This window comes from Pseudovibrio exalbescens DSM 16456, assembly GCF_000422785.1.
GTDB classification, from domain to species: Bacteria; Pseudomonadota; Alphaproteobacteria; order Rhizobiales; family Stappiaceae; genus Pseudovibrio; species Pseudovibrio exalbescens.
The window spans coordinates 74,496-99,990 of sequence record NZ_AUGS01000008.1; the positions used below are offsets into that span (position 1 = coordinate 74,496).

The 25,495-nt window shown below is 54.1% G+C and carries 25 protein-coding genes; 17 read left to right on the forward strand and 8 right to left on the reverse strand.

Translation table 11 applies throughout. The features are described 5' to 3' along the window. The first annotated feature begins 349 nt into the window (after positions 1–349). The 9 genes from tkt to G512_RS0107235 all read left to right on the forward strand — a co-directional run bounded on the left by tkt (position 350) and on the right by G512_RS0107235 (position 10,540). Positions 350–2,350: a transketolase gene (gene tkt / locus G512_RS0107195; RefSeq protein ID WP_028481135.1), complete on the forward strand. Its 2,001-nt coding sequence runs from the start codon at positions 350–352 to the stop codon at positions 2,348–2,350. A 110-nt stretch (positions 2,351–2,460) separates the two neighbouring features. Beyond that, a complete protein-coding gene (gap, locus tag G512_RS0107200; RefSeq protein WP_028481136.1) occupies positions 2,461–3,468 on the forward strand; it encodes a type I glyceraldehyde-3-phosphate dehydrogenase in 1,008 nt (335 codons plus the stop codon). A gap of 188 nt (positions 3,469–3,656) precedes the next feature. After that, positions 3,657–4,850 (forward strand): phosphoglycerate kinase, encoded by a 1,194-nt coding sequence (locus G512_RS0107205; protein ID WP_028481137.1) that lies wholly within the window; start codon positions 3,657–3,659, stop codon positions 4,848–4,850. Between the two features lie 164 nt (positions 4,851–5,014). Further along, a complete protein-coding gene (locus G512_RS0107210; protein ID WP_028481138.1) occupies positions 5,015–5,656 on the forward strand; it encodes a thiamine phosphate synthase in 642 nt (213 codons plus the stop codon). A 4-nt stretch (positions 5,657–5,660) separates the two neighbouring features. After that, on the forward strand, positions 5,661–6,737 hold the full coding sequence (locus tag G512_RS20305; protein ID WP_051269061.1) for a tetratricopeptide repeat protein: 1,077 nt from the start codon (positions 5,661–5,663) through the stop codon (positions 6,735–6,737). A gap of 182 nt (positions 6,738–6,919) precedes the next feature. Then, positions 6,920–7,483 carry an elongation factor P gene (efp, locus tag G512_RS0107220; RefSeq protein WP_028481139.1) on the forward strand — a complete coding sequence of 188 codons (564 nt, stop codon included), beginning with the start codon at positions 6,920–6,922 and terminating at the stop codon, positions 7,481–7,483. Positions 7,484–7,558: 75 nt separating this feature from the next. After that, positions 7,559–8,353: an inositol monophosphatase family protein gene (locus G512_RS0107225; RefSeq protein WP_028481140.1), complete on the forward strand. Its 795-nt coding sequence runs from the start codon at positions 7,559–7,561 to the stop codon at positions 8,351–8,353. A 141-nt stretch (positions 8,354–8,494) separates the two neighbouring features. Beyond that, the gene (locus G512_RS0107230; protein WP_028481141.1) at positions 8,495–9,502 is read left to right on the forward strand and encodes a hypothetical protein; all 1,008 of its coding nucleotides are present in this window, start codon (positions 8,495–8,497) and stop codon (positions 9,500–9,502) included. A 3-nt stretch (positions 9,503–9,505) separates the two neighbouring features. Next, complete coding sequence (locus G512_RS0107235; RefSeq protein WP_028481142.1) at positions 9,506–10,540, forward strand: peptidoglycan -binding protein; 1,035 nt, start codon at positions 9,506–9,508, stop codon at positions 10,538–10,540. A 98-nt stretch (positions 10,541–10,638) separates the two neighbouring features. Here the strand turns inward: G512_RS0107235 and G512_RS0107240 are convergent, their stop codons facing one another. Together G512_RS0107240 and G512_RS0107245 are read right to left on the reverse strand one after the other, a co-directional pair. Then, a complete protein-coding gene (locus G512_RS0107240) occupies positions 10,639–11,373 on the reverse strand; it encodes a DUF1013 domain-containing protein (protein WP_028481143.1) in 735 nt (244 codons plus the stop codon). A 181-nt stretch (positions 11,374–11,554) separates the two neighbouring features. Continuing rightward, entirely contained in the window at positions 11,555–12,541 is a 987-nt protein-coding gene (locus tag G512_RS0107245) for an NAD(P)H-quinone oxidoreductase (protein ID WP_028481144.1), read from the reverse strand. A 148-nt stretch (positions 12,542–12,689) separates the two neighbouring features. On the opposite strand from G512_RS0107245, the gene G512_RS20310 reads away from it, so the two are divergent. From G512_RS20310 to G512_RS0107260, 3 genes are all read left to right on the forward strand, one after another. Further along, positions 12,690–12,884, forward strand: a complete 195-nt coding sequence (locus G512_RS20310) for a DUF1192 domain-containing protein (RefSeq protein ID WP_036488972.1) — start codon at positions 12,690–12,692, stop codon at positions 12,882–12,884. 431 nt (positions 12,885–13,315) lie between these two features. Beyond that, entirely contained in the window at positions 13,316–13,837 is a 522-nt protein-coding gene (rcdA, locus tag G512_RS0107255; protein WP_028481145.1) for a protease adaptor protein RcdA, read from the forward strand. Between the two features lie 134 nt (positions 13,838–13,971). After that, a complete protein-coding gene (locus G512_RS0107260; RefSeq protein ID WP_028481146.1) occupies positions 13,972–15,027 on the forward strand; it encodes a hypothetical protein in 1,056 nt (351 codons plus the stop codon). A 26-nt stretch (positions 15,028–15,053) separates the two neighbouring features. On the opposite strand, the gene G512_RS0107265 is transcribed toward G512_RS0107260, so the two are convergent. Together G512_RS0107265 and rpmE are read right to left on the reverse strand one after the other, a co-directional pair. Beyond that, complete coding sequence (locus G512_RS0107265; protein WP_028481147.1) at positions 15,054–15,599, reverse strand: hypothetical protein; 546 nt, start codon at positions 15,597–15,599, stop codon at positions 15,054–15,056. A gap of 239 nt (positions 15,600–15,838) precedes the next feature. After that, positions 15,839–16,063 carry a 50S ribosomal protein L31 gene (rpmE, locus tag G512_RS0107270; RefSeq protein WP_028481148.1) on the reverse strand — a complete coding sequence of 75 codons (225 nt, stop codon included), beginning with the start codon at positions 16,061–16,063 and terminating at the stop codon, positions 15,839–15,841. Positions 16,064–16,306: 243 nt separating this feature from the next. Between rpmE and G512_RS0107275 the strand changes: the two genes are divergently transcribed. Next, the gene (locus G512_RS0107275) at positions 16,307–18,109 is read left to right on the forward strand and encodes an ABC transporter transmembrane domain-containing protein (protein WP_036488974.1); all 1,803 of its coding nucleotides are present in this window, start codon (positions 16,307–16,309) and stop codon (positions 18,107–18,109) included. Positions 18,110–18,178: 69 nt separating this feature from the next. Here G512_RS0107275 and G512_RS0107280 read toward each other — a convergent pair whose 3' ends face one another. Together G512_RS0107280 and G512_RS0107285 are read right to left on the reverse strand one after the other, a co-directional pair. Next, positions 18,179–18,964, reverse strand: coding sequence for an SDR family NAD(P)-dependent oxidoreductase (locus G512_RS0107280; protein ID WP_028481150.1), 786 nt, complete (start codon positions 18,962–18,964; stop codon positions 18,179–18,181). A 102-nt stretch (positions 18,965–19,066) separates the two neighbouring features. Beyond that, positions 19,067–20,980 (reverse strand): propionyl-CoA synthetase, encoded by a 1,914-nt coding sequence (locus tag G512_RS0107285; protein ID WP_028481151.1) that lies wholly within the window; start codon positions 20,978–20,980, stop codon positions 19,067–19,069. Between the two features lie 204 nt (positions 20,981–21,184). Here G512_RS0107285 and G512_RS0107290 point away from each other — a divergent pair, with 204 nt between their 5' ends. Continuing rightward, positions 21,185–21,952 (forward strand): sulfite exporter TauE/SafE family protein, encoded by a 768-nt coding sequence (locus G512_RS0107290; RefSeq protein ID WP_028481152.1) that lies wholly within the window; start codon positions 21,185–21,187, stop codon positions 21,950–21,952. Here the strand turns inward: G512_RS0107290 and G512_RS0107295 are convergent. Next, positions 21,929–22,480 (reverse strand): hypothetical protein, encoded by a 552-nt coding sequence (locus G512_RS0107295; RefSeq protein WP_143181389.1) that lies wholly within the window; start codon positions 22,478–22,480, stop codon positions 21,929–21,931. The genes G512_RS0107290 and G512_RS0107295 overlap by 24 nt on opposite strands. Before the next feature lie 498 nt (positions 22,481–22,978). After that, the gene (locus G512_RS22370) at positions 22,979–23,158 is read right to left on the reverse strand and encodes a YdcH family protein (RefSeq protein ID WP_073833171.1); all 180 of its coding nucleotides are present in this window, start codon (positions 23,156–23,158) and stop codon (positions 22,979–22,981) included. A 338-nt stretch (positions 23,159–23,496) separates the two neighbouring features. Here G512_RS22370 and G512_RS0107310 point away from each other — a divergent pair, with 338 nt between their 5' ends. From G512_RS0107310 to G512_RS0107320, 3 genes are all read left to right on the forward strand, one after another. Then, positions 23,497–23,709 (forward strand): YdcH family protein, encoded by a 213-nt coding sequence (locus G512_RS0107310; protein WP_028481155.1) that lies wholly within the window; start codon positions 23,497–23,499, stop codon positions 23,707–23,709. A 102-nt stretch (positions 23,710–23,811) separates the two neighbouring features. Continuing rightward, a complete protein-coding gene (gene purE / locus G512_RS0107315) occupies positions 23,812–24,318 on the forward strand; it encodes a 5-(carboxyamino)imidazole ribonucleotide mutase (protein WP_028481156.1) in 507 nt (168 codons plus the stop codon). 12 nt (positions 24,319–24,330) lie between these two features. Next, the gene (locus G512_RS0107320; RefSeq protein WP_036488976.1) at positions 24,331–25,434 is read left to right on the forward strand and encodes a 5-(carboxyamino)imidazole ribonucleotide synthase; all 1,104 of its coding nucleotides are present in this window, start codon (positions 24,331–24,333) and stop codon (positions 25,432–25,434) included. Positions 25,435–25,495: the final 61 nt, after the last annotated feature.

Consider the following 25,495-nt stretch of genomic DNA (forward strand, 5'->3'; position numbering starts at 1 on the left):
AGCTGCAAAACATGGCGATATTTGATCAAAAATGCTCACCTATGCGTTGCTTTATACACAAACACGCACTTCTCCGTACTACCAAGCATCTACAATCTATGGTCCTATCACGGCGATTGTGTGCAGCAGTGATGCAAAAGCCCCGCGCTGCATAGGGTCATTACTTTGAGTCACATTGCCGAGTTTAATTGACTCAATGGAGCGAGGTGGTATTTCTCCTGTCGTTGAAAAATGGTCAGAACATCCGATATGAGAATGCCTCAGGGGCAAAGGCTACGGATGACTGGCTAGAACCACTGTTTCATTGACTGTAACCCGGCGGCCCGCCGGGTCGAGCAACGGGAATAAAATGACCGATCTCGAAAAACACAATCGGATGGCGAATGCGATCCGTTTTCTCTCCATGGACGCGGTCGAAAAAGCTAAGTCTGGCCACCCGGGTCTGCCAATGGGGGCGGCTGACATTGCCACCGTGCTTTTCACGAAATTTCTGAAATTCGACCCCAATGTCCCCAATTGGGCTGACCGTGATCGCTTTGTGCTGTCTGCTGGTCATGGTTCCATGTTGCTCTACTCGCTCTTGCACCTGCTGGGCTATGAAGACTTCACCATTGAAGAACTGAAGCGGTTTCGCCAGCTTGGGTCTCGCACCTGCGGCCACCCGGAATATGGGCACGGCGCGGGCATTGAAACAACCACTGGCCCATTGGGTCAGGGGCTTGGCAATGCGGTTGGCATGGCCATCGCAGAGCGCCTTCAGTCCGTTCGCTTTGGTGAAGATCTCGTCAACCATTACACCTACGTGTTGGCGGGTGATGGCTGCCTTATGGAAGGTATCTCGCAAGAGGCCCTTTCCCTCGCAGGCCATCTCAAACTCAACAAGCTCGTCGTGATCTGGGACAACAACGATATCACCATTGACGGTAAGGTATCGCTGGCGGATTCCACGGATCAGGTTGCGCGCTTCAAAGCCTCCGGCTGGCACGCCATTGAAATTGATGGCCATGATCCGGAAGCCATTGAAGCGGCGTTCACCGAAGCCAAGAAAAGCGACAAGCCAACCCTGATTGCGGCCAAAACAACTATTGGCTTTGGCGCCCCAACAAAGGCTGGTACCAACAAGGCACACGGCTCTCCTTTGGGCGACGCCGAGATCGCTGAGACCCGTAAAGGCTTGGGTTGGGATGCCGAGCCGTTTGATGTGCCAAGCGATGTGCTTGATGCTTGGCGCATTGCCGGTCTGCGCTCCGCACAGGCTCGCAAGGACTGGGAAAAGCGCTTTGAAGACGCTGATTCCGAATTGCGTCTCGAGTTTGAACGGCGCCTTCGCGGCGACCTGCCACTAACCTTCGAGCAGGCTATCCAAGACTACAAGAAGGAACTGGCCGAAACTCAGCCAACGATGGCGACACGCAAGGCATCCGAAGCGGTTCTGAAAGTCATCAATGGTGTTGTGCCCGAAACGATCGGCGGATCCGCCGATCTGACAGGCTCCAATAACACCAAGACTGAACAGACGGCACCTGTTACGACCGACGACTTCAGCGGGCGTTATATCCACTACGGTATTCGCGAACATGGCATGGCCGCTGCCATGAACGGTATGGCGTTACATGGTGGCGTGATTCCCTATTCCGGCGGCTTTCTGATCTTCTCGGACTACTGCCGTCCAGCCCTGCGTCTGGCATCGCTGATGAACCAGCGCGTCATTCACGTCATGACCCACGACTCCATTGGTCTGGGTGAAGACGGCCCGACGCACCAGCCGGTAGAGCATTACGCGGCGCTGCGGGCCATCCCCGGAATGCGCTTTTTCCGTCCGGCAGATATCACAGAGACACTCGAATGCTGGCAGCTTGCGCTTGAGCACAAGTCCGGGCCATCCATTCTGGCTTTGACCCGACAGAACCTGCCAACCGTTCGTAAAGAATACGAAGCCAAGAACCTGTGCGCCAAAGGCGCATATGTGTTAAAAGAGAGCGATGACGCGGCACAGGTCACGATCTTCGCCTCCGGTTCCGAAGTCGAGATCGCTCTTGATGCGAGTGCGAAACTGGCAGAAAAAGGCATTTCCAGCCGCGTGGTCTCCGTGCCGAGCTTTGAACTGTTCGAAGAACAATCGAAAGCTTACAAGGCAGACATCATCGGCGATAGCCCGATCAAGATTGCCGTGGAAGCTGGCATTCGTCAGGGTTGGGATCGCTTTATCGGCCCAGATGGCGGATTCATCGGTATGACAGGCTTCGGCGCTTCGGCACCTTACAAAGAGCTTTACGAACACTTTGGCATCACTGCAGACGCCATTGTGGGCGAAGTCGAACAGCGGCTCCCCGCTGACGCTGCAGACTAAGAGATTGGAAAACCCTGTCGCATGCGGCAGGGTTTTCCTACGTACGGCCGGCGGTGTTGCCGGCGAAATAAAAAAACGCGCCTCGGCGCACACACCGAATGAGGTTTAAAATGGCAGTAAAGGTAGCCATCAACGGCTTTGGCCGCATTGGACGTAACGTTCTCCGTGCAATCATTGAATCTGGTCGCACTGACATTGAAGTCGTCGCCATTAACGACCTCGGCCCAGTTGAAACCAACGCACACCTGCTGCGTTTCGACTCCGTGCACGGCAGATTCCCTGCGGAAGTAACGGTAGACGGTGACACCATCGACGTTGGCCGCGGCCCAATCAAGGTCACAGCAATCCGCGACCCGAAGGAACTGCCTTGGGGCGAAATGGGCATCGACATCGCGATGGAATGCACCGGCATCTTCACCGCCAAGGAAAAGGCTTCCATGCACCTTGAAGCTGGTGCTAAGCGCGTCCTGGTTTCCGCTCCCGCAGCTGGTGCCGACAAGACCATCGTCTACGGTGTGAACCACGACACCCTGACCGCAGAAGATCTGGTTGTTTCCAACGCATCTTGCACCACGAACTGCTTGTCCCCTGTTGCCTCCGTGCTCAACGATACCGTTGGCATCAAGAAGGGCTTCATGACAACCGTTCACTCGTACACCGGCGACCAGCCAACACTCGACACCATGCACAAGGACATGTACCGCGGTCGCGCAGCTGCACTGTCCATGATCCCAACTTCTACGGGTGCTGCAAAGGCCGTAGGTCTGGTGCTGCCTGAATTGGCCGGCAAGCTGGACGGTGTTGCAATCCGCGTCCCAACTCCGAACGTATCCGTTGTAGACTTGGTCTTTGAAGCTGAAAAAGATACTTCAGTGGAAGAAGTCAACGCAGCGATCCGCGAAGCGGCTGATGGCAAGCTGAAGGGCGTTCTCGGTTACACCGACCTGCCGAACGTTTCCACGGACTTCAACCATGATCCGCATTCTTCCATCTTCCACATGGATCAAACCAAGGTCATGGAAGGCAAGATGGTTCGCATCCTGACCTGGTACGACAACGAATGGGGCTTCTCCAACCGCATGGCCGATACCGCCGTTGCAATGGCAAAGCTCATCTAAGGTGATTTTTAAAGGGCCGCTTCTGCGGCCCTTTTTACCTGACATATGACAAATGCGCGTGAACCGGGCTAAGCGCCCCGTCCCCACCCTGTGAGAGATCGGAGCAGCCCGGTCTTAGAACGTGCGATGTTTGATTCTGGACATGTGCGAGCGCCCAAGGCCGCACACAGAAGACTCCGGAGATACTGATGTCTTTCAAAACTCTCAGCGATGCTGATCTTGCTGGCAAGCGCGTGCTGACACGCGTCGATCTCAATGTTCCGATGAAAGACGGCAAGGTAACCGATACCACCCGCATCGAACGCGTACTGCCGACAATCAAGGAAATCTCCGAAGCAGGTGGCAAGGTCATTCTTCTTGCACACTTTGGTCGCCCAAAAGGTGAAAAGGTTCCTGAAATGAGCCTGGCGCCTGTCGCGCCGGCCGTTGCAGACCTTCTTGGCAAGCCTGTTGCCTTTGCCGAAGACTGCATTGGCGATGTAGCCAAAGCAGCAGTCGATGCCATGAACAACGGTGACGTGCTGCTTCTTGAAAACACCCGCTATTACAAGGGTGAAGAAAAGAACGACGCTGAGTTCTCCAAGGAACTGGCCGCCAATGGCGATATCTACGTCAACGACGCCTTCTCTGCGGCACACCGTGCCCATGGATCTACCGAAGGCATCGCAAAGCTGCTGCCGGCATATGCAGGTCGTACCATGCAGGCCGAACTGGAAGCATTGCAGTCCGCGTTGTCAACACCGGTTCGCCCGGTACTTGCAGTCGTTGGCGGCGCAAAGGTTTCTTCCAAGATTGATCTGCTGGAAAACCTCGTTTCCAAGGTAAACATTCTGGTTATCGGTGGTGGCATGGCCAACACGTTCCTTGCCGCTCAGGGCGTGAACGTGGGCAAGTCTCTCTGCGAACATGACCTGGCTGAGACGGCAAAACGGATCATGGTCGCAGCTGAAAAGGCTGGTTGTGAAATCGTCCTGCCAACGGACGCGGTGGTCGCGTGGGAATTCGCTGCCAACGCAAAGAACGAAACCGTTGCACTGGATGCGATTCCAGCTGATTCCATGATGCTTGATGTGGGACCGGCCTCAATCGAGACCGTCAAAGCTAAGATTGACGAAGCCAAAACCCTTGTATGGAACGGCCCGCTCGGCGCGTTCGAGATTGCTCCGTTTGACAAGGCAACCGTTGCTGCGGCTCAGTATGCTGCGGAGAAGACGAAATCTGGCGACCTGAAAACGGTTGCCGGCGGCGGTGACACTGTTGCTGCCCTGAACCACGCAGGCGTTGGGGCTGACTTCTCTTACGTTTCCACCGCGGGTGGTGCGTTCTTGGAGTGGCTCGAAGGCAAAGAACTGCCGGGCGTTACGGCTCTTGAAAAAGCCTGAGCAGCGTCTCAGCGATAAAACACACATGAAGAGGGGCCTCTTGGTCCCTCTTTTTGCCTTTATTGACTTGAATTCTACAACAAGACACTGTTTAGACACACACAGTTCTGAGGCACCCTTATAAGGGGCCTCGCAGTTGCCACGAAATCTCTGGAGCCAATCACGTGCACCCACGTCTATATCTCATCACGCCCCCAGAATTTGAACTGGAGGAGTTTGCAGGCAAACTGGAAGAGGCTCTTGCAGGCGGCGATGTGGCGAGTGTGCTGATCTCTATGCCTAATGCACCAGAGGGAGTACTGCAAAAAGCCGCCAAACGTCTTGTACCTCTCATCCAGGCGGCCGATTCAGCCGCGCTGATTGAGAATGACACGCAGATCATGGGCCGATCGGGCGCGGATGGCTTGCATTTCATTGGAGATGATCAAGGCCTCGAAGAAGTCATGAGCACACTGCGCGATGACAAGATTATTGGCCACGGCGGTGTAAAAACCCGACATGCCGCGATGGTTGTCGCCTCCATGGGCGTGGACTACATGTTCTTCGGTCTTACCAACCTTGAACAAACACCCGAAGCTCACCCCAAGACACTGGAGTTCGGTTCTTGGTGGGCGGAGGTATTTGAAACACCATGTGTCGTATTGGGGGGCACCTCAATGGAATCTGTCGAAGCCTGCGCGCAAACGAAAGCTGAGTTCGTTGCATTGCGCGAAGCCATTTGGGACCACCCGGAAGGCCCGCGCGTGGCGGTTCAACAGGCTAATGCTATTCTTGCCCAAATCGAGCTCCCCGAATTCGAGGACTAAGATAATGCGATATCTACTGCGCCGATTGACCATATTGGCAATGGCCAGCCTGACTGCAGCCCCCTTGGCGCTGCAGTCGACAATGGCGCAGGATCAGAACCAGTTGCCACCACGGAGCGATGCGGCTGGTCCGCGAGATCAAACCATATTGCTATCTCCGTTCATGATTCAGCCACCAATGCGAACAGATGCGCTTGGCGGCAATACGGATATTTCTGCCGGAATTCGACCAGATGCAGATCTCGCCTACGGCGCATTCCAACGCGGCTGGTATCTGACAGCATTGGCTCTGGCAACCAAACGTGCAGAGGCTGGGCACACCCCGGCAAAAACACTGATTGGTGTTTTGTATGAGACGGGACGTGGCGTCTCGCAGGATCTGCCAAAAGCAGCCGATTGGTATGAGTTGGCCGCCAGCGAAGGTGACCCGCAAGCCGCACTGCGCCTTGCCATGCTCTACTTGGCCGGACTGGGCCGCGAAAAGGACACGGAGCAGGCCGCGCATCTTCTTTCCACCGCGGCCGATGCCAACCTGCCGGAAGCTCAATACAATCTGGGTCTGCTCTACCAATCAGGCGATGGCGTCGAACGCGATCAGGCCAAAGCCAAGAATTATCTGGAAGCCGCTGCAGAAAATGGCGATCAAGATGGCATGTACGCCCTCGGCCTCCTCCTACTCGAAGGAGATGAACAGTTCCGCGACCTTCGCCGTGCTGCCTATTGGATCGGCAGGGCAGCGAGACGTGGTGTCGTTGCTGCGCAAGTACAATACGCCATCATGCTGTTCAAGGGAGACGGTGTGGAGCCTGACGAACGCGAAGCCGCCGACTGGTTTGAGCGCGCAGCCCTTGCAGGCAACCCAATCGCCATGAACCGACTGGCCAAGCTCTATGTGAACGGCCGCGGGCGCCCTGTAAATCTCGTGGAAGCTGCAGCTTGGCAGATTCACGCAAGCTCTCTCGGCATATTTGATCAAGAGCTCGACGAAATGGCGCAATCGCTATCACTGGAAGAACAAGAGCAAGTAAGCGAGCGCGCTAGAATACTGGGAACTCAACTGCAGGAGGTACTGCGGCAATAACCAGCCAGTGGCCAGCCGGAAGATATCCCAAGAGCGGGTTCACCTGGTTCGTACGGCGCTTTTTCCTTGAATCTTGACCGGTTTTATGGTGGAGAGGCGCAACAATGATCTTGCTGCGACGACTGTTGATCGCTCCGCGCAAATCATCCCGAATTTCGACACTAAATTGATCGGTATACCCTATGAAACTCAACGGCAATGAGATCAAGCCAGGCAATGTTCTTCAGCATCAGGACACGCTCTGGGCTGTAGTGAAGGTTCAGCACGTAAAGCCCGGTAAGGGCGGTGCATTTGCTCAGGTTGAAATGAAGAACCTGATGGACGGACGCAAGCTGAACGAACGTTTCCGCGCAACTGAAACCGTCGAGCGCGTTCGTCTCGAACAGAAGGATTTTCAGTTCCTTTACGAAGAAGGCGACATGCTGGTGTTCATGGACACCGAAACTTACGAACAGCTCGAACTTCAAAAGGACTTCGTCGGCGAACGTGCTGCATTCTTGCAGGACGGCATGATGGTGACGGTTGAGCTACATGAAGAAAAGCCGATTGGCATTTCCCTGCCCTCTCAGGTAACACTGCAGATCGTAGAAGCTGATGCTGTTGTTAAAGGCCAAACGCAGTCATCTTCTTACAAGCCCGCCGTCTTGGAAAACGGGGTCCGTTGCATGGTACCGCCATTCATTACCGCCGGTGAGCGCATCGTCGTGGACACGGAAGCCGTCGAATACGTGCGCCGTGCCGATTAAGCTTCCGGCTTTGTTGTATTCCCGTCAATAATCGGAGGGCGCACCCGCCCTCCCCAATAATAATGGTGATATAGAATGGCGCGTTCAGCCCTACTCAACGTTATGGTACAGGCTGCCTCAAAGGCTGGCCGCTCTCTGGCTCGTGACTTCGGCGAAATCGAAACTCTACAGGTGTCACGCAAAGGCCCGGGGGATTTCGTATCGCAAGCCGACCACCGTGCCGAAAAGATCGTTCGCGAAGAACTGCAAAAGGCCCGGCCAAAATTCGGCTTCCTCATGGAAGAATCCGGCGAGATCGAATCTCAGGATGGTCAGCATCGCTGGATTGTCGATCCGCTCGACGGCACGACGAACTTCCTCCACGGCATCCCGATTTTTGCCGTATCTATTGCTCTTGAGCGTCAGGGACAAATCGTTGCTGGCGTCATCTACAACCCGATCATGGACGAGCTCTACACCGCTGAGCGCGGAGCGGGTGCCTTTCTAAACGACCGTCGCATGCGCGTTGCCCAACGCAAGGATATGAGTGATTGTGTCATTGGCACCGGTATTCCGTTCATTGGTGCCGGTGACCACGGACGCACCTTGCGCGAGATACGCCATGTCATGGGCGAAGTCGCTGGCATCCGCCGCTGCGGCGCTGCGGCCATTGATTTGGCATGGGTTGCAGCTGGACGACTGGACGCTTTTTGGGAAAATGGCCTGAAGCCTTGGGACATGGCAGCCGGCCTTTTGATGATTCGAGAAGCTGGCGGTTTCGTCACCGATGGCGATGGCCGCGAAAAGATGCTGGATACGGGCTCTGTTATTGCAGGTAACGAATTCACCCATCTTCAGTTGAAGGAATTGCTTGTTAAGGCGCGCGCCTGAGCCACTTTCGGCTGCCGTGCTATTCTTACCAAAACGGTAGTTATAAAAGATCTTTTCGCGTACAGCACGATTTCCGGTTTTCATGAGACCGGAAATCGCGCTATCAACGTGTATCGTTAACCACTTGATACATTCGGGCTAATGGCACGCGATTACGATCCTTACAGTTTGTCCAGTCCACAGATCTATCTGTGGCGCATGATAATCTTTCTGGTGCTGGCGGGCTTCATTGCCTTTGTTCTGATCAGCCAGATTACCGAGGCCTTCATGGCCAACCCGGCGCTCAACGGCCTCATTGTAGGGGTCGGTTTGTTGGGCATCGCGCTTGGATTCAGGCAGGTTATCCGGTTGATCCCCGAAGTGTCGTGGGTCAACGGATTTCGAATTGGCGACCCTCGCCTTGAGGTTCGTCGCCCTCCTGTTCTTCTGGCCCCCATGGCGACGCTGCTGGGAAACAAGGCTGGCGACATGACGCTGTCGCCAGAGACGATGCGATCCATTCTGGATTCGATCGGCACCCGCCTTGACGAGTCACGCGAGATTTCCCGTTACCTCACCCGCCTGCTGGTGTTCTTGGGTCTGGTTGGTACTTTCTGGGGCTTGATGGCGACCGTCTCTGCGGTGGCTGACACCGTGCAATCGCTCAACGTCGGCGGCGATGACGCTACTGTGCTGTTTGAAGATCTGGTGTCTGGCATCACCAGCCAGATGTCTGGTTTGGGTATTGCTTTCTCCTCATCGCTGCTCGGTTTGGCTGGTTCGCTCATACTGGGCTTCCTTGACCTGCAGGCTGGTCAGGCACAGAACCGGTTTTACCTGGAGCTGGAAGACTGGCTCTCCACCGTCACGGATCTGCAATCCGACGAAGGCACCATCAGCGCCAACGCAAGTAGTGCGGACCTCGCATTCGCCTTGGAGAAGCTTCGCTCCACACTTGAAGACCAAAAAGCAGCAAGTGCCAGCGAGGATGAAGCTACCGCAGCCATGAGCAATTTGGCGGAAGGCATTCAAGGTCTCGTACAACATGTGCGCTCCGAACAGAAGATGATGCGCGAATGGGCAGAAGCACAGTCGATGCAACAACGGCGCATTGAGCGGCTACTGAAAATGCTGACGCAGGAAGTAGAACGGGAAAAAGCAAAGGAATAGTTCATGGCGATCTCACGCAATCGCCGTGGCGAGCGCGGCAGTGAAGACTACTGGCCCGGTTTCGTGGACGCCATGTCCGCCCTGCTGCTTGTCTTCATTTTCCTGCTGTCCGTTTTCATGATCGGTCAGTTCTTCTTGTCTCAGCAGTTGTCAGGACGCGATACGGTTCTCAACCGGCTCAATCAACAAATCGCGGAGCTTACAGAACTTCTTGCACTGGAGAAGGCCAACGTAAGCGATCTGGAAGCAACCGTTTCCAACCTCCAATTCGACCTCGGCGAGGCAAATGATGAGCGCCAGCGCCTTCAAGGGCTACTGGATAATCGCTCCGGCGCTATCGAGGATGCCGATGGCCGCATTTCAACACTTCAAAGCCAACTGGAAGGTGAAAAGCAGGTCAGTGCCCGGGCATTGGCACAAGTGGAGTTGCTCAATCAGCAGATTTCCGCCCTGCGCCGTCAAATCGCGGTTCTGGAAGATGCTCTGGAGGCCTCAGAAGAAAGGGACCGTGAGAGCCAAACAAAAATTGCGGACCTTGGCAAGCGCTTAAACGTCGCTCTTGCCCAAAGGGTCCAGGAGCTTTCCAGATATCGCTCCGACTTTTTTGGCCGGCTGCGCGAAATCCTTGCCCAGCGCTCGGACATCGAGGTGGTTGGAGACCGCTTCGTTTTTCAATCCGAGGTTCTATTCTCCACCGGCGCGGATCAGGTGAATGAAGCAGGCAAAGCCCAACTTGATATTCTCGCGGACGCCATCAACGAGCTGGAACAACAGATCCCCGAAGAAATTGAGTGGGTTCTTCGTGTCGACGGCCACACGGACGCCCGCCCGCTATCCGGAACAGGGCGACTACGCAACAACTGGGAACTGTCAGCAGCGCGCGCAATCTCTGTGGTGCAATACCTCATTCAACGAGGCGTAGCGCCGGAACGCCTCGTTGCAGCCGGTTTTGGCGAGTTTCAGCCGCTAGAGGACGGCAATACACCAGAGGCCTATGCTAGAAACCGACGCATTGAACTGAAATTGACCCAACGCTAGCAAGACGCCGTCAATCTCACTTCAACTATCGAACCAAACAAAAAGCCGCCCTCGAAACCCGAGAGCGGCTTTTTTTAGCCTATAGGTAAAACGGCCGCTCAGCGGTTATCGCCTTCCTCGTCTTCATCATGATCAGATTTCATCGCATTCAGTTTGGCGAACACGGCATCTGCATCATATACTTCTTCTTCCGGCTGAGACTTGGGCGCAGGTTTTGCAAATGCAGCGGCCATGGCCTCTTCGGTCGTCGTTTCTTCAACCGGAGCCAGCGTATCAGGCAACGGCCCTTCGCCTTCCGGTTGTTGCGGCTTGTTCTTTGCCGCCTTCTCGACTTCCATGTCCAGCTCGATCTGAGAACACAGACCCAAGGTCACCGGATCAGCAGCTACGAGGTTGGCAGAGTTCCAGTGCGTTCGCTCACGGATCGCTTCAATGGTTGGCTTGGTCGTGCCAACCAGACGCATGATCTGCGCATCCAGCAGTTCCGGATGGTTCTTCACCAACCACAAGATCGCATTGGGACGGTCCTGACGACGCGAAACCGGCGTGTAACGCGGTCCCTTCCGCTTCTGTTCAGGCACACGGACACTGGATTCCTGAACCTTCAAGCGATAGGTCGGATTATTCTGAGCCTTCTCGATTTCTTCGCGGGTCAACTGCCCGGTCAAAACGGGGTCAAGCCCTTTGATCCCCTGAGCAGCCTCACCGTCGGCAATGGCCTTTACTTCAAGCGGATGCAATTTGCAAAATGCCGCAATCTGATCAAAGCTCAGGGCTGTATTATCTACCAGCCAAACAGCAGTTGCCTTTGGCATTAACGGCGCATTGGCCATTGTATATAACCCTCCTGTGTGCTCCCCCTCCCATTTTCAGAGAGAAAAAGCCGAATGTTCTTGGAGTTTTCGGGAAACTTGCGCGCACTATAAGCACACCGTCTCCGAAAATCAAATAGGTTCATGGCAAAGCAGTTCCCTGCCGCTTGGAAAAATCCGGCTGACACTGCTTTGCAAGCGCTCAGGCTTCTGCAACCTTCAGAACGATTTTCCCAATATGCCCGGAACTCTCCATTCGGGCATGTGCGTCTGCGGCGCGTTCAAGATCAAACACATGATCCATCACCACTTTTACTTGGCCACTTTCGTAAAGAGGCCACACCTTATCGCGCAAGCTTGCAGCAATCCGCGCCTTGAAGTCAACGGAGCGCGGACGCAAGGTGGATCCCGTATGGACCAGCCGTTTGACCATCAATCGCGAGAAGTTTACCGATTGGCTTGCTCCGTTCAGCGTCGCAATCTGACAAATACGCCCCTCCACGGCAGCAGCAATCCAGTTGCGCTCTACATAATCGCCGCCCACCATATCAAGGATAACATCGACACCGCGCTTTTCGGTGAGCCGCAGTATTTCTTTCTCAAAGGCGTGCGTCTTGTAGTTGATCGTGAAATCCGCTCCAAGATTGCGGACCGCCTCAGCCTTATATTCTGACCCCACCGTCGTGAAGACCGTCGCCCCGAATGCCTTTGCAAACTGAATGGCCGTCGTACCAATTCCAGATGTGCCCCCGTGAACGAGAAAGCTTTCTCCGCCCCGCAACCCGACCCGATCAAAAACGTTGGACCAAACCGTAAACGCCGCTTCCGCAACTCCTGCAGCTTCAAGGAAGCCCATACCCTTGGGGATTGGCAGCACATGCGAAGCTGGTGCAATACAATACTCGGCATAACCTCCGCCGGGAGTTAGCGCCAGAACGGCGTCACCGGGTTGCCAATCCTGAACATCCTCAGCAACTTCGGCGATCACCCCGGATACCTCGAGCCCCGGCAAGTCAGATGCACCAGCGGGAGGCGGGTATGCGCCCGCGCGCTGTAATGCGTCCGGTCGGTTCACCCCCGCACCAACAACACGTATGAGCACCTCGCCTTGCTTGATCGCAGGCTTAATCCGCTCCTCAATTTGCAAGACCTCCGGACCACCTGGCTCCGTAATTGCAATTGCGCGCATCTTTTCTCTCCCGCGTCATGTCATAGGGGTTGTCTTTCATTTCCAGATTTAGCGACGCAGGCAACCTCTCACAATAGGTGACAGAAACTGTTAGGCTAACAGCCAATGCGTTAGGCGGCATTCAAGTGAGCAAAATGGAGTTGAAGCCATGGGTCTGTTTGACGACGAAGAGCCAATCAAGAAAAACCCTCGTGACATCATTGTGGGTGAAACCTTGGAAAACTTTTCCAGCAGCGAATTGGAAGAGCGCGTCACACTGCTGCGCGCGGAAATTGAGCGGACCGAAAAAGAACTGAAAAACAAGGCATCTGCATCCGAGGCCGCGCATAGCCTTTTCAAGTAATTTAAATCAATGATTGAAATTAAAATTCAAACAACCTCATCTACCCTTAAGGTATTAGATAAGTATATTTAGGATCGTTAACCGCTTATTAAGGAATGTATTCTATAAAAATACATATCCAGCGAGCTGGATTGGAGCGGATCTCCCGCTCCGTTTGACGCCTCCCTGTTAAACCACTTCAGAGCCGCCTAATGCGCGGCTCTTTTTTTTGGCAACACTTGAAATCTTGTAAACGGCCAGCTTGATCCCACCTTTCACACTTCATCACATGGCATAACTTTTGCGCAGCTTCGGTTATCGCGTATCCCTTTGCACCAGACCGGTACGCTCTTAAACTATGCGTCACCAGTTTGGCCCTCGGATGGATATCAGCTGTTCCAATTCGGGACGCGACGGGGTAAGAGTCACTACTGAGCATGAAGAGTCGAGTTATGACTGAGTTACCACATCAAGACCGTCACACGCTGTCCTTTGCAACGAAGCTGGTCCGATCCGACAACTTCAACACCCTCTTCAAGGAAGGCATGGGCTTGGTTGAAGAAACGGCTACGTACCTAGATGGTATAGGGCGTGCCGAATCTCGGGAACTGGACCGTTCTGCAGCACTAGCTTACTCGACCGAGTCGATGCGCCTGACGACCCGCCTGATGCAGTTGGCCTCGTGGCTTCTTCTGCAACGTGCCGTGAATGAAGGCGAGATGTCCCAAGAACAAGCCAGCAATGAGAAGAACAAGGTTCGCCTCGACAGACATGTGACCGGTCTGGATGTTCCGGCATGGGATCAACTTCCTGAAAGCCTTACCGATCTGATCACCCGATCTGTTCGCTTGCAGGAGCGGATCATCCATATGGACACCATGCTCGCACGCGAGAATACGGTAGAGCCGGCAACCGCCAACGACAATCCTGTGGCAGCTCAACTATCCCAGCTTAACGCTGCATTTGGAAAGTAGCACCGATGCCAGCCGCGCTGGCCCTATCAGAATTGCCGGGAGTAACCAGCGGTCTTTTGCGCTAGGGTAACTCAGGCAATCTGAAGCACACGCGCTATCAGCCGGTGTGAAACAGGGCGAGTAAGGATGATCACATGGCGCCAGCTTCCAGCCACGAAGCAAGCATTGTCTTGAAAAATGGCAACGAGCCACTGGCACTACAGTCAATAACGGAGCTTCTGGAGATTTTAAGCGCCGCTGGGGAGGTTTTCGGTGACCTGCTGAACAAGGACCCCATCGCACCCATTGGATTTACTGACGATGGGTTTCCACGCCCGTTGAATGCAGGCCTGTGGTATCATGTTGAAACAAGCTTCGCCCAGCCTGCCTCGCCCCAAGCCTTCCAAAAGCTACCCGACAAATCCGTGCAATATGATGAGAGCAATCTGACGAGCGACTTTGCGCGCAATAGAAGTGTTTCAACAGGGCGCCTGGAGACACTTGTCAGTCTGTACGAGGCGAATCTACCATCCCGGCTTTTGAAATGGCATGAAAGCCCCCTTGCTGCGCTATACGAGGCAATCGCAACCTGCAACGCCCCTGAAACAATTGACGATATGGCACTCTACATTCTGAACGCCTATCGCCTAAATCAACACAACAGCATAACGCTCACCTATCAAGAGATGCCTGGTTCGGAAGATCTGGACACCTTGGTACGGGTTTTTCAGGCAACAACACTCTATTTAGAAGACGCGATACAGCTCGCATTTCATGCACCGAACCTCATTGCGGATCAGCGTACACTGTCGGCGATTGAGGAGATCTCTGAAAAGCTCAAAGGAAAAGACGTGAACCTGATGCGTCAGCTTCACGCCCCAATAGCGTGCCGGTCGCGTTTGGATTGCTGGACACTTCACGGCGGCAAAATAAACCATTTTGAGCATGCACCGGACCCGCAAGCACAAAACCGAAACCTCACGCGAGCCCGTAGCAACTGCCTCAAAGGCACCTGGACCTTTTTGGGACAGCCTCATTCCCTGGCACAAAGCAGTCAAGGCCTGACCTCTGCCCGCTCAATTTCCTGCCTCAAGAAAATCAAGATACCCAAAGAGTCCGTGCCGCGGCTCAAACAAGAGATGGTGCGACTTGGCCTCCCGAGCCTGCTCGGCGAAGACGCGAGGCGCTGGAAGACAGATCCTCTCGGGTAAGCGTGCAAGTGCCAACACCCCGTATTTCAGCGCTTGGGATATGCCGTCAATGTAAACCACTTGCTCTCGGCAGCGTTCCATTTCACCACGAAAGTCATGTTGGTTGGCGTGAATTTGGATGCCTGATTGACCTGCGTACAATAGGTACGCGGCGCTGTGGCATAGGGGTTGTCGGTAGTGACAATACCTCCAGCAACACAATCATAACCAGTGAACGGTGCCATATCCGCTGCAAAATCGCCCGGCCCCAACGTGATGACGACATTGTCGGTTGAAGTTGTCTCATCGCAAGAACCAGCGCCGTTTGTGAGGAAAATATCCTTCACCGCGTCATATTGATCCTCACCTTCGAAAAACGTGCTCGCCATGGTGGGTTTGTCCACCGCGTTGTCGCTGTAGATGCCAAAGCCCGCCACATGCTTGCCAATGTGTGATCCTTCATCTTCGTTGGTATCAAGCTCCGCAGACTGCTGAACGCTCACAAGAGTGATGCACTCTACCGAATGAGCAACCGGGGCCATTCCAAAGATGGCAAGACTGGCAAGAAAAACGAAACGATAGGGTCGGCGCATGATGATCTCCTCTCAATCCGTGATACAGACAAGAGACGGAGGAACGCGCAGCTCGTGAGGAAACCTCTTCTTGGAGGCTTAACAACAGGTTTCCTGTAGGTGATTGAAACCAGATGCTGCGCTTGGCGAAAGAGTAGTGTGCACTACGCTGCCGGCCATCTTTCAAAGCAGCATCAAATCATAAAAAAAACCCCGGCGATTGCGCCGGGGTTTCAAACCAAACTCTGGCCTTGTGAGGCTTAGCTGCCGAGAAAGCCGGAGAATTTGTTCTTGAAGCGGGAAACACGGCCACCACGGTCCATCAGCTGACGGTCGCCACCGGTCCATGCCGGATGGGTGGACGGATCGATGTCCAGCTGCAGCACGTCACCTTCGGAGCCGTACGTGGAACGAGTGATGAATTCGCTACCATCAGTCATCTTGACGGTGATGGTGTGATAATCTGGATGGATATCCTGTTTCATGGCCAATCCTTTCAGCGTCGGCCGCGCCTCCATCTCAGGTCAGGCTGGCTCTGTCCGCATTAACTGAAAAAGAGCCGCAGTCGCTCTCATGACGCGGCTCAGAAATCGTGTCGGGTCTATACCCCATAGTGACTAGGGAAACAAGAGGGCAAACAGCGCTAATCGCCACAGAATCCGCTTGCCATTTCGGGTGATGAGCCCAATCTGTGCGTACATACTGGAAAACCACAGAGCGGGGGCGAGGTGACACAGGCAGACCGGGTAGAATCGGAGACGACAAAACAACGGCGATCCCTGAAACCATTGGCGGCTCTGTTCCCCTATTTGCTGGCCCACAAGGCAAAGGTCATCGCGGCGACAATAGCGCTCGTGACTGCGGCGGCCGTCACATTGGTGCTCCCGGTCACCTTGCGCTACATGATCGATTACGGTTTTACAAAGGACAACCCTGGCCTGATTGCCGACTCGTTTCTCGCGATCTTGATCGTGGTTGCCGTTCTAGCTGTAGCAAGTTCCCTGCGATACTATCTTGTGATGTGGATAGGCGAGCGGGTCGTGACAGACCTTCGAGCCAACGCGTTTTCTCATCTGGCCAATCTCAGTGCGTCGTTTTTCGATCAAAACAAGTCAGGCGAACTGATCTCTCGCCTCACCGCAGATACAACTCTCATCAAATCCGCATTTGGTGCCAGCGCATCAATCGCGCTTCGGCATATGCTCATGTTCGTAGGTGCAACGATAATGATGGTGATCTCAAGTCCGCGCCTGTCGGTCGTGGTCATCATCGCCATCCCGATCATCATCTTGCCGCTGATTGCTTTTGGGCGCTCCGTGCGCACCCGCACCCGAACAGCACAGGACACCCTCGCCCAAGCGATTGCCTATGCAACAGAAGCGCTTGGCGCTGTGCGCACGCTACAGGCCTTCACCAACGAGGCTGCCGCATCCGAGCGGTTTCGCGGGGAAACGGAACAGGCATTTCAGGCTTCCCTGCATGCAACAAAAGCGCGCTCGATTCTGATTGGCACCATCATACTGATCATCGCATCTTCTATTGTGGGGGTTCTGTGGATTGGCGCGATGGATGTCGTGTCCGGGCGAATGACAGGTGGCGAACTCACTCAGTTTCTTATTTATGCAATCATTGCCGCAGGAGCGATGAGCGAGCTCTCTCAGGTCTGGGGGGAGCTTTCACAAGCGGCAGGCGCTGCCGAAAGGCTTTCAGAGCTCCTGCGAGTTGATCGCGAAATCAAAGCGCCGCACACGCCTCTTGTCCTACCTTCGCCTGTACAAGGAGCCCTCTCTTTTGAGAAGGTTAGTTTTTCATATCCCACAGCACGGCAAGCGGGCGTTCTGCATGACGTCTCCTTTGAAATCTCACCCGGTGAGACCGTTGCCATTGTCGGACCAAGCGGGGCCGGCAAATCAACAATTTTTCAGCTTATAACGCGGTTCTACGATCCTCAAACGGGCACCATACGCCTCGATGGGATCAACATTTCACAAACCGACCCGAAGGCCTTGAGAAGCCATATTGCTGTCGTCCCACAAGATACCGCGATTTTTGCAACCACAGTCGCCCAAAACATCAGCTTTGCAAATCCTTCCGCCACACGAGACCAGATCCATCAAGCAGCACGATTGGCACTCGCCGATGAATTCATTCAATCGATGGCGGATGGCTATGACACCACAATCGGAGAGCGTGGAGTGACACTTTCCGGCGGACAACGGCAACGCATTGCCATTGCTCGAGCGATTCTTAAGGATGCACCTGTATTGTTGTTGGACGAAGCAACCAGCGCACTGGACGCCGAAAGTGAGAAAATAGTCCAAGCTGCACTGGATCAGCTGATGGAGGGGCGCACAACACTTGTCATTGCGCACCGTTTGGCAACTGTGCTCAAAGCTGATCGCATTCTGGTCATGGATCAGGGCAATATCGTGGAACATGGCACACACGACAGTCTTGTCGCCAAGGGCGGGCTCTATGCAAAACTAGCCCGCATGCAATTCGACACCGGAGCTCAGGCACTCCCCGGATAGCTGAGCTGTGAAAAGTAACGCCTTGAGGCGAAGGAGCACTGAATACATACTCCCCCGCCACCAAAACACTCAGCTTTCCACTGGCACCGTATAGTTCAAAGGCAAACGGCCACCGTCAGCAAAGATGGTTTGCCCCGTGATGTAGCTTGCATCCGCTGAAGCAAGGAAAGCCGCTATGCCGGCAATCTCGCTTGGCTCCCCAACACGTCCCATGGGCGTACGTGACAAGACACGCTTACGCTTGGTTTCGTCAGAGTTCACAGCGGCCATCAATTCGGTGTTGATGGAACCCGGCCCAATACCGTTGACACGAATGCCATAGGGTGCAAGTGACAACGCGCTCACTTTCGTCAACTGGTTCATGGCGCCTTTCGAGACGCAGTAGCCCACCTGTTCCGGTATGGCGACGACACTGTTAATCGAGGACATGTTGATGATGCATCCTGGCACACCACCGTTCTCGACTTTTTCGACAAAGTGCTTGGCAACAGTCTGAGAACACAAGAAGGCGCCTTTGATGTTGACGGACATAACCGTATCAAAGTCCTCTTCTTTCAAGGTCAGAAAATCGCCGCCAGCAACAATGCCCGCATTGTTCACCAAAACGTCGATTTCTCCATATGTATCCAGCGCTTCGGCAACCAGATTGCGGACATCCAACCGTTCGGCAACATTGCAATGTACAAATGTTGCATCACCGAGTTCACGCAGCTGCTCTTCTGCAACCAGACCCGCCTTTTCATCAAGATCAGCCAGAATGACCTTGGCGCCGTCCACGACAAACCGCTTGGCCACTGCATACCCAATGCCACGAGCGGCACCGGTAATAATGGCCACTTTTCCTGCAAGAGACACTGTGAAACCCCCAGCTTGCTAGTCAAAAATTGCGGCGACTCTAGACTTTTGCCCGAAGCGTGTCGATGAACCACGCCGCGGTATCTGGTGATATCTGCCTAACTACGATGATTTTACAAAGCCTTTTTCGCCCAGTGCAGAGGCTATTTCTTCAAGGATCATCGGATCATCAATCGTGGCCGGCATGTTGAACTCTTGCCCATCGGCGATGCTTCGCATGGTGCCGCGCAAAATCTTGCCAGACCGTGTTTTTGGAAGCCGCTCAACGATTACAACTCGTTTGAATGCCGCAACAGGGCCGATCTGATCTCGTACCATGGCGATCAATTCCTTCTCGACCTCCTCATCGGAACGCACTACCCCATCCTTGAGCACCACAAACCCGCAAGGCGACTGACCTTTGACCTCATCGGCAACACCAATCACCGCACACTCGGCAACGTCTCCATGACCTGCGATCACCTCTTCCATCGCACCGGTAGATAAGCGGTGGCCAGCAACATTGATGATGTCGTCCGTGCGCGACATGATGAACAGGTACCCATCCTCATCCAGCAGGCCGGCATCCGAGGTCTTGTAGTACCCTTCGAATTCGGAGAGATAGCTTTCTCTGAAGCGGTCATCTGCGTTCCATAAACCAGGCAAACAACCTGGTGGTAGGGGAAGCTTTACCACGATGTTGCCAAGCATGCCTGCGGGTTGCGGCTGCCCTCCTTCATCCACAACATCAATGTGATAGCCCGGCATTGGAACAGTGGAAGACCCTCGTTTGACTGGCAACAGCCCGAGCCCAAGTGGATTGCCGGCAATACACCAGCCTGTTTCGGTTTGCCACCAGTGGTCAATCACTGGCACGCCCAGCACGTCCTCAGCCCACATGATAGTATCCGGATCCGCACGTTCTCCTGCCAGAAAAAGCGATCTCAACTCGGTAACCTCGTAGGCTTGAAACAGCTTGGCTTCCGGATCCTGCTTCTTGATGGCACGAAAGGCGGTCGGCGCGGTAAACAACGAGCTCACGCCATACTCCGAAATCACACGCCAGAACGCGCCCGCATCTGGAGTTCCCACTGGCTTGCCTTCATAAAGCACAGTGGTCGCCCCCTGCAGAAGCGGGCCGTACACAATATAGGAGTGCCCCACGACCCACCCCACATCCGAGGCCGCCCAGAACACTTCACCGGGTTTGATGTCGTAGAGCGCATCCATAGTCCATTTGAGGGCGACCATATGGCCGCCATTGTCGCGCACGACACCTTTGGGTTGGCCGGTTGTGCCAGACGTGTAGAGAATGTAGAGCGGATCAGTTGCCTCAACCGGGACACAAGGCACATCCACACCCTGTGTTTTGGCTTGGGCCATCAAATTTGTCATGTCGAAGTCACGGCCGTCTATCAAATCCGCCCGCGCTTGGGGACGCTGCGTTATCAAACAACAATCCGGTTTGTGCGCTGCCTGCTCAATTGCGTCATCCAGAAGAGGCTTGTAGGCGACTACGCGCCCCGGCTCGATCCCGCAGGACGCAGATACAATGGCTTTCGGCTTGGTATCCGTGATCCGGGTTGCCAGTTCATGGGCAGCAAAGCCACCAAACACCACAGAATGAATGGCACCCAAACGCGCGCAGGCCAGCATAGCCATAACAGCTTCAGGGATCATCGGCATATAGATCAGCACACGATCACCCTTGCCAACACCCTTGTCTCTCAGCACCGCAGCCATCGCGACAACATCGGCGAGCAATTGCTGATACGTCATCTTTTTCTTGGTGCCGGTTACCGGACTGTCATAGATCAGCGCAGGTTGGCCGGGTCTTCCCCGAAGCACATGGCGATCTAGGCAATTATAGCATGTATTGGACAAGCCTCCCTTGAACCATCGTCCATAGGCGCCGTCACTGGCGTCGAAGGCTTTGTCCCAAGGCTTGATCCAGTCAATACCCTCCGCGGCTCGCTCCCAAAAGCCAACAGGATCACTCTGCCAAGAACGATAAACCTCGGCATACCTGCTTGTCATTTTCTGCCCTCCCAACAGTCCGTGGCTCACCTGGCCTGATAGGCCTCGATTAGATGACATTAGACTGACACAGGTTTACCTAAAGGCAAGTCGCAAGCTCTCGTAAATTCGACCTAGGATTCGCAAAGAATTGCGCGCACAGATCTTGCCATGGCTCACGCGCAGTGCCACTAGTGACCGCACCAATCAGCACGTCGAGACTCTATGCTTCCCATCACTGATCCTCTTTTTTACGCTTATGCCGTTCCAGCCATACTCATCGTTGGCCTGTCAAAAGGCGGCTTCGGAGGCGGCATTGCGTTGATTGGGGTTCCATTGATGAGCTTGGCAATTTCTCCAATTCAGGCTGCGGGCATCATGCTGCCGATTCTGCTTGTCATGGATGCGGTCGGTCTGCTGTCCTATCGGCATAGCTTCCACAAACCCACGCTGAAGCTCATGATACCTGCCGGCTGTGTTGGCATCGCCATTGGCTGGGCGACGGCAGCATACGTAACGGACGATCATGTCCGTTTGATTGTCGGGCTGATTTCACTGGCCTTCGTTCTGAAGCACTGGTTTGGCCAGTCGGCAGCCGGTGAGGCAGGTGAGCAGAACCGATACTTGGGCGCTTTTTGGGGGATGGTCGCAGGGTTTACCAGTTTCGTCAGCCATTCAGGCGGGCCGCCCTATCAAATGTACACGCTCAAGCTTGGGTTGCCGCCAATCCTTTATGCAGGCACTGCGGTGTTGTTCTTCTCAGTCATCAATGCAACCAAGGTCATTCCCTACTTTTTCCTGGGTCAGTTTGATACTGCAAATCTGGCCACTTCCGTTGTCTTGATGCCGCTTGCTCCGCTTGCCACGTACGCCGGTGTACGCATTGTGCGCGTAATCGACCATAGCGTCTTCTACCGCTTCACATACACCTGCGTGTTTTTTGTCGCTTTGAAGTTGATTTGGGATGGTCTAGTCGGCCTGGGTTATCTGTGATTCTGGCAATATGCTGCCCTTGTCCTCATTGAGAATGATGGCAAGTGAGTGAATAAAGTCTCGTAACGGCATGTCGTACCGAGCGGCCAGTTCACGCACGGTCACGCGAGAGTTCTGGACCTCAATGCCAGCATGCCTCAAGTCCTGTATCAAATCAGTCGGTTCGCGATCCAAACGCCTCGCCAACACGAACAGTGCCTCATCCGACACTTGAGAGACCCGCACTTCGATGAAACGTTCGTAGGTCTGACCATCCATCGCATAGTACACCAACGGAAAGCCCAAAATTGAAAACGCGATGGCCCAGATCGCCAAGCCTTTGCGGATGTTTGGCCACAACGTGCGACGGTTGATGTAGGCGTGGACGACGCCAGGGATGATAACCAGAAGCAACAACCATTGGCGACGGAGCTCATAGTCCTCGCTGTGAGAAAACCAATAGGCACCAATAAACAGGATGACCATGATGCACAGCACGCATCCCGCCAGCACCAAGCTATCTCTGTAATGGTGTAATCTGTTCTGCATTATCGGCTCAGTTGAAACAACCACCCCGGACCTCCGGCCCTATGGGACATTCTTTAGACGCGTCTGATGACGCCCCATTAGTAACCATGATTAAGAGAGATTAGACTTGCGCAAATTGTCGCGAGGTCAAAAACGCACATTGTGGGTAATTCTGATAAGCGACGCAGACATGCCCAATTGCCGCCGTGGCAGCAACACCAAATATTCATAAAAGTTATAAACAAAACTTTCAGTTATACTCGAGACAACTTAAATATCAGGCATCAAGACCAATTACTGGGCAATATATCTGCCATTTTTATCAAAGCGCAGCGAAGTATCCAAACACCAGCCAAGAACATCCGTTGTGTTTTTGGGAACACCAAGCCCCGTTTTCACACCACAGCCCGGCATTCACATCAGTTCTTGTGAACCGCATATCATTATTTTTGAGAATCCGGGCAAGAAAAAAGCGCCACGGATGACTCCATGGCGCCGGTTCAACCTGCCTTTCAGGACCTAGTGCATCTTGTGGGAGGACTTAATCTTCGAAATCTCATCCTTGATCATGAGCTTGCGTCTCTTCATTTGGGCGAGCTCGAGGGAATCTGTAGAAGGATGGAGAGCTGCGTTTTCAATTTCGCGCTCAAGGTTGGCATGACGGCGTTCGAGTTCGGACAGATGTGATTGGATGGACATTGGTGCAAATCCTCCTGCCGTTGATTGTCATCACAACGTCATCTTGGCACTAAATATCGGGCTTGTCGAACGATGAGTGGATGTATTTTTCCTCTGATATACAACGCGTGATTTTTGGTTATAACCTCCCAATGATCTAAGCCAAACTATGTAGCGGGTTAACTTTTTGTTAGCAGTGCCGTAAAACACAATCTTGAAGCGAAACAGCTGACGACGCGACGTGATATTTCTGACTGCGAAAACTGTTGCAACACACGCTGGCAATTCGAGCTATACTCATTTTGATATCAAGCCAATTCCGGCTGCGACGCCATGACACACAAGAGCTGCATCTGATCATGTCTTCCATTCCGTTCCTACAGGATGAACTACGGCAGAAACTTGTCGAACTGCGCCTAGAGCACCGCGATCTGGACAGTGCGATTCATGCACTGATGGAAACCGGCAGATCAGACATGCTTCAGCTACAGCGGCTGAAGAAAAAGAAACTGCAGTTGAAAGACAAGATAAAGCATCTTGAGGCACAACTACGCCCCGACATCATCGCCTAGTTGCGCGCAGCACGCGACGATTCTGCGCCTCGCTTGCGCACCGGCGCGACCTGCATATAATCCGCCCATCTTTTTCCACCCCCAGCCAAGGAACCGCAGTTTATGGCAGAGGCGAGTCGCCCCCCAATCGCAATTATCATGGGAAGCCAGTCTGACTGGGCTACAATGAAACACACGGCGGAAACGCTCGACGCACTCGGCGTTGAGTACGAAGCGAAGATCATCTCCGCGCATCGTACACCAGACCGACTCTATGAGTTTTCAAAGAACGCCAAGGTCAATGGCTACAAAGTAATCATTGCCGGAGCAGGCGGCGCAGCCCACCTTCCCGGCATGACAGCAGCCATGACACCTCTGCCTGTATTCGGGGTGCCCGTACAATCCAAGGCGTTGAGTGGGCAGGACAGCCTGTTGTCTATTGTGCAAATGCCTGCAGGTGTACCTGTTGGCACTTTGGCGATTGGTCGCGCCGGCGCAATCAACGCAGCTCTGCTGGCAGCGGCCGTTTTGGCTTTAAATGACAACAATCTGGCAACTAGGCTGGACACTTGGCGGGACAAACAGCGCGACGGAGTGGCTCTGGCACCGGTCGATGAGAGTGATCAGTAAGGACACAACTTGATGAGTAGTGAAGAAAAGCAACTCAAACCGGGCGATACGATCGGCATTCTTGGTGGAGGCCAGTTGGGACGTATGATTGCCGCCGCCGCAATGCGTCTTGGCCTGAAGGTCCATATCTTCTGCCCTGACGCGGACAGTCCGGCCTTCGAGTGCTGCAGCTTCAAGACGGTGGCTGACTATGAAGACATGGAGGCGTTGCACCGTTTTGCACAATCCGTCTCCGTAGTGACCTACGAATTTGAGAATGTACCGGGTGAAACCGCAACTTTCTTGGAAGAGCATTGCATCGTCAGGCCCGGCCCACTTGCTTTGACGGTTTCACAAGACCGACTGACGGAGAAGACTTTCCTGCGCGAAAAAGCCGGAGTGGAAGTCGCCGGATATTACGCGGTTGAAAACCAAGGGGACCTTGCCACCGGCCTATCCCTGTTCGATGGCATGGGTGTCCTGAAAACCCGCCGCTTCGGATATGACGGCAAAGGGCAAGTCATGATCCGCACGGAGGAAGTTGCAGAAACCGCGCTTGAGGCGATTGGCGATCAGCCGGCGATCCTGGAAGCGCTGGTGCCCTTCGAGAAGGAAATCTCCGTCATTGTTGCGCGGGGAGTTGACGGGGACATTCGCTGTTACGACCCTGCGGACAACCACCATCAAAACCACATTCTGAAAACCTCCAGTGTTCCAGCTGAGATTCCGCGCGAGGTCGCAACGGCTGCGCTTGAAATAGCCGCGCAAATCGTGGCCGCGCTTGAATACGTTGGCGTAATGGGCGTTGAGATGTTCGCCGTACCCAATGCTGAAGAAAGCTACGACCTTGTTGTCAACGAAATCGCACCACGAGTGCACAATTCGGGTCACTGGACCCAGGATGCCTGCCCCGTGTCCCAGTTTGAGCAACATGTGCGTGCGATAGCGGGCTGGCCACTGGGCAATCCAGGCCGCACGAGCGATGTCGTGATGGAAAACCTGATCGGGCACGACGTGGATGCATGGCAAGAGATTCTGCATGAACCAAACGCGCGCCTAACCCTTTACGGGAAAACGGAAACCCGTGACGGACGAAAAATGGGGCACGTGAACCGCCTATTGCCATTGGGCGCTTAATGCAGGCAGCCCGTATCTCGTAAAAACCGAAGTAAAAAAGGCGGCTCAGAGGCCGCCTTTT

Coding starts and splice junctions, on each gene's coding strand:
- tkt (WP_028481135.1), top strand. CDS start 350: ATGACCGATCTCGAAAAACACAATCGGATGGCGAATGCGATCCGTTTT.
- gap (WP_028481136.1), top strand. CDS start 2,461: ATGGCAGTAAAGGTAGCCATCAACGGCTTTGGCCGCATTGGACGTAAC.
- G512_RS0107205 (WP_028481137.1), top strand. CDS start 3,657: ATGTCTTTCAAAACTCTCAGCGATGCTGATCTTGCTGGCAAGCGCGTG.
- G512_RS20305 (WP_051269061.1), top strand. CDS start 5,661: ATGCGATATCTACTGCGCCGATTGACCATATTGGCAATGGCCAGCCTG.
- efp (WP_028481139.1), top strand. CDS start 6,920: ATGAAACTCAACGGCAATGAGATCAAGCCAGGCAATGTTCTTCAGCAT.
- G512_RS0107225 (WP_028481140.1), top strand. CDS start 7,559: ATGGCGCGTTCAGCCCTACTCAACGTTATGGTACAGGCTGCCTCAAAG.
- G512_RS0107230 (WP_028481141.1), top strand. CDS start 8,495: ATGGCACGCGATTACGATCCTTACAGTTTGTCCAGTCCACAGATCTAT.
- G512_RS0107235 (WP_028481142.1), top strand. CDS start 9,506: ATGGCGATCTCACGCAATCGCCGTGGCGAGCGCGGCAGTGAAGACTAC.
- G512_RS0107240 (WP_028481143.1), bottom strand. CDS start 11,373: ATGGCCAATGCGCCGTTAATGCCAAAGGCAACTGCTGTTTGGCTGGTA.
- G512_RS0107245 (WP_028481144.1), bottom strand. CDS start 12,541: ATGCGCGCAATTGCAATTACGGAGCCAGGTGGTCCGGAGGTCTTGCAA.
- G512_RS20310 (WP_036488972.1), top strand. CDS start 12,690: ATGGGTCTGTTTGACGACGAAGAGCCAATCAAGAAAAACCCTCGTGAC.
- rcdA (WP_028481145.1), top strand. CDS start 13,316: ATGACTGAGTTACCACATCAAGACCGTCACACGCTGTCCTTTGCAACG.
- G512_RS0107260 (WP_028481146.1), top strand. CDS start 13,972: ATGGCGCCAGCTTCCAGCCACGAAGCAAGCATTGTCTTGAAAAATGGC.
- G512_RS0107265 (WP_028481147.1), bottom strand. CDS start 15,599: ATGCGCCGACCCTATCGTTTCGTTTTTCTTGCCAGTCTTGCCATCTTT.
- rpmE (WP_028481148.1), bottom strand. CDS start 16,063: ATGAAACAGGATATCCATCCAGATTATCACACCATCACCGTCAAGATG.
- G512_RS0107285 (WP_028481151.1), bottom strand. CDS start 20,980: ATGACAAGCAGGTATGCCGAGGTTTATCGTTCTTGGCAGAGTGATCCT.
- G512_RS0107290 (WP_028481152.1), top strand. CDS start 21,185: ATGCTTCCCATCACTGATCCTCTTTTTTACGCTTATGCCGTTCCAGCC.
- G512_RS0107295 (WP_143181389.1), bottom strand. CDS start 22,480: ATGCAGAACAGATTACACCATTACAGAGATAGCTTGGTGCTGGCGGGA.
- G512_RS22370 (WP_073833171.1), bottom strand. CDS start 23,158: ATGTCCATCCAATCACATCTGTCCGAACTCGAACGCCGTCATGCCAAC.
- G512_RS0107310 (WP_028481155.1), top strand. CDS start 23,497: ATGTCTTCCATTCCGTTCCTACAGGATGAACTACGGCAGAAACTTGTC.
- purE (WP_028481156.1), top strand. CDS start 23,812: ATGGCAGAGGCGAGTCGCCCCCCAATCGCAATTATCATGGGAAGCCAG.
- G512_RS0107320 (WP_036488976.1), top strand. CDS start 24,331: ATGAGTAGTGAAGAAAAGCAACTCAAACCGGGCGATACGATCGGCATT.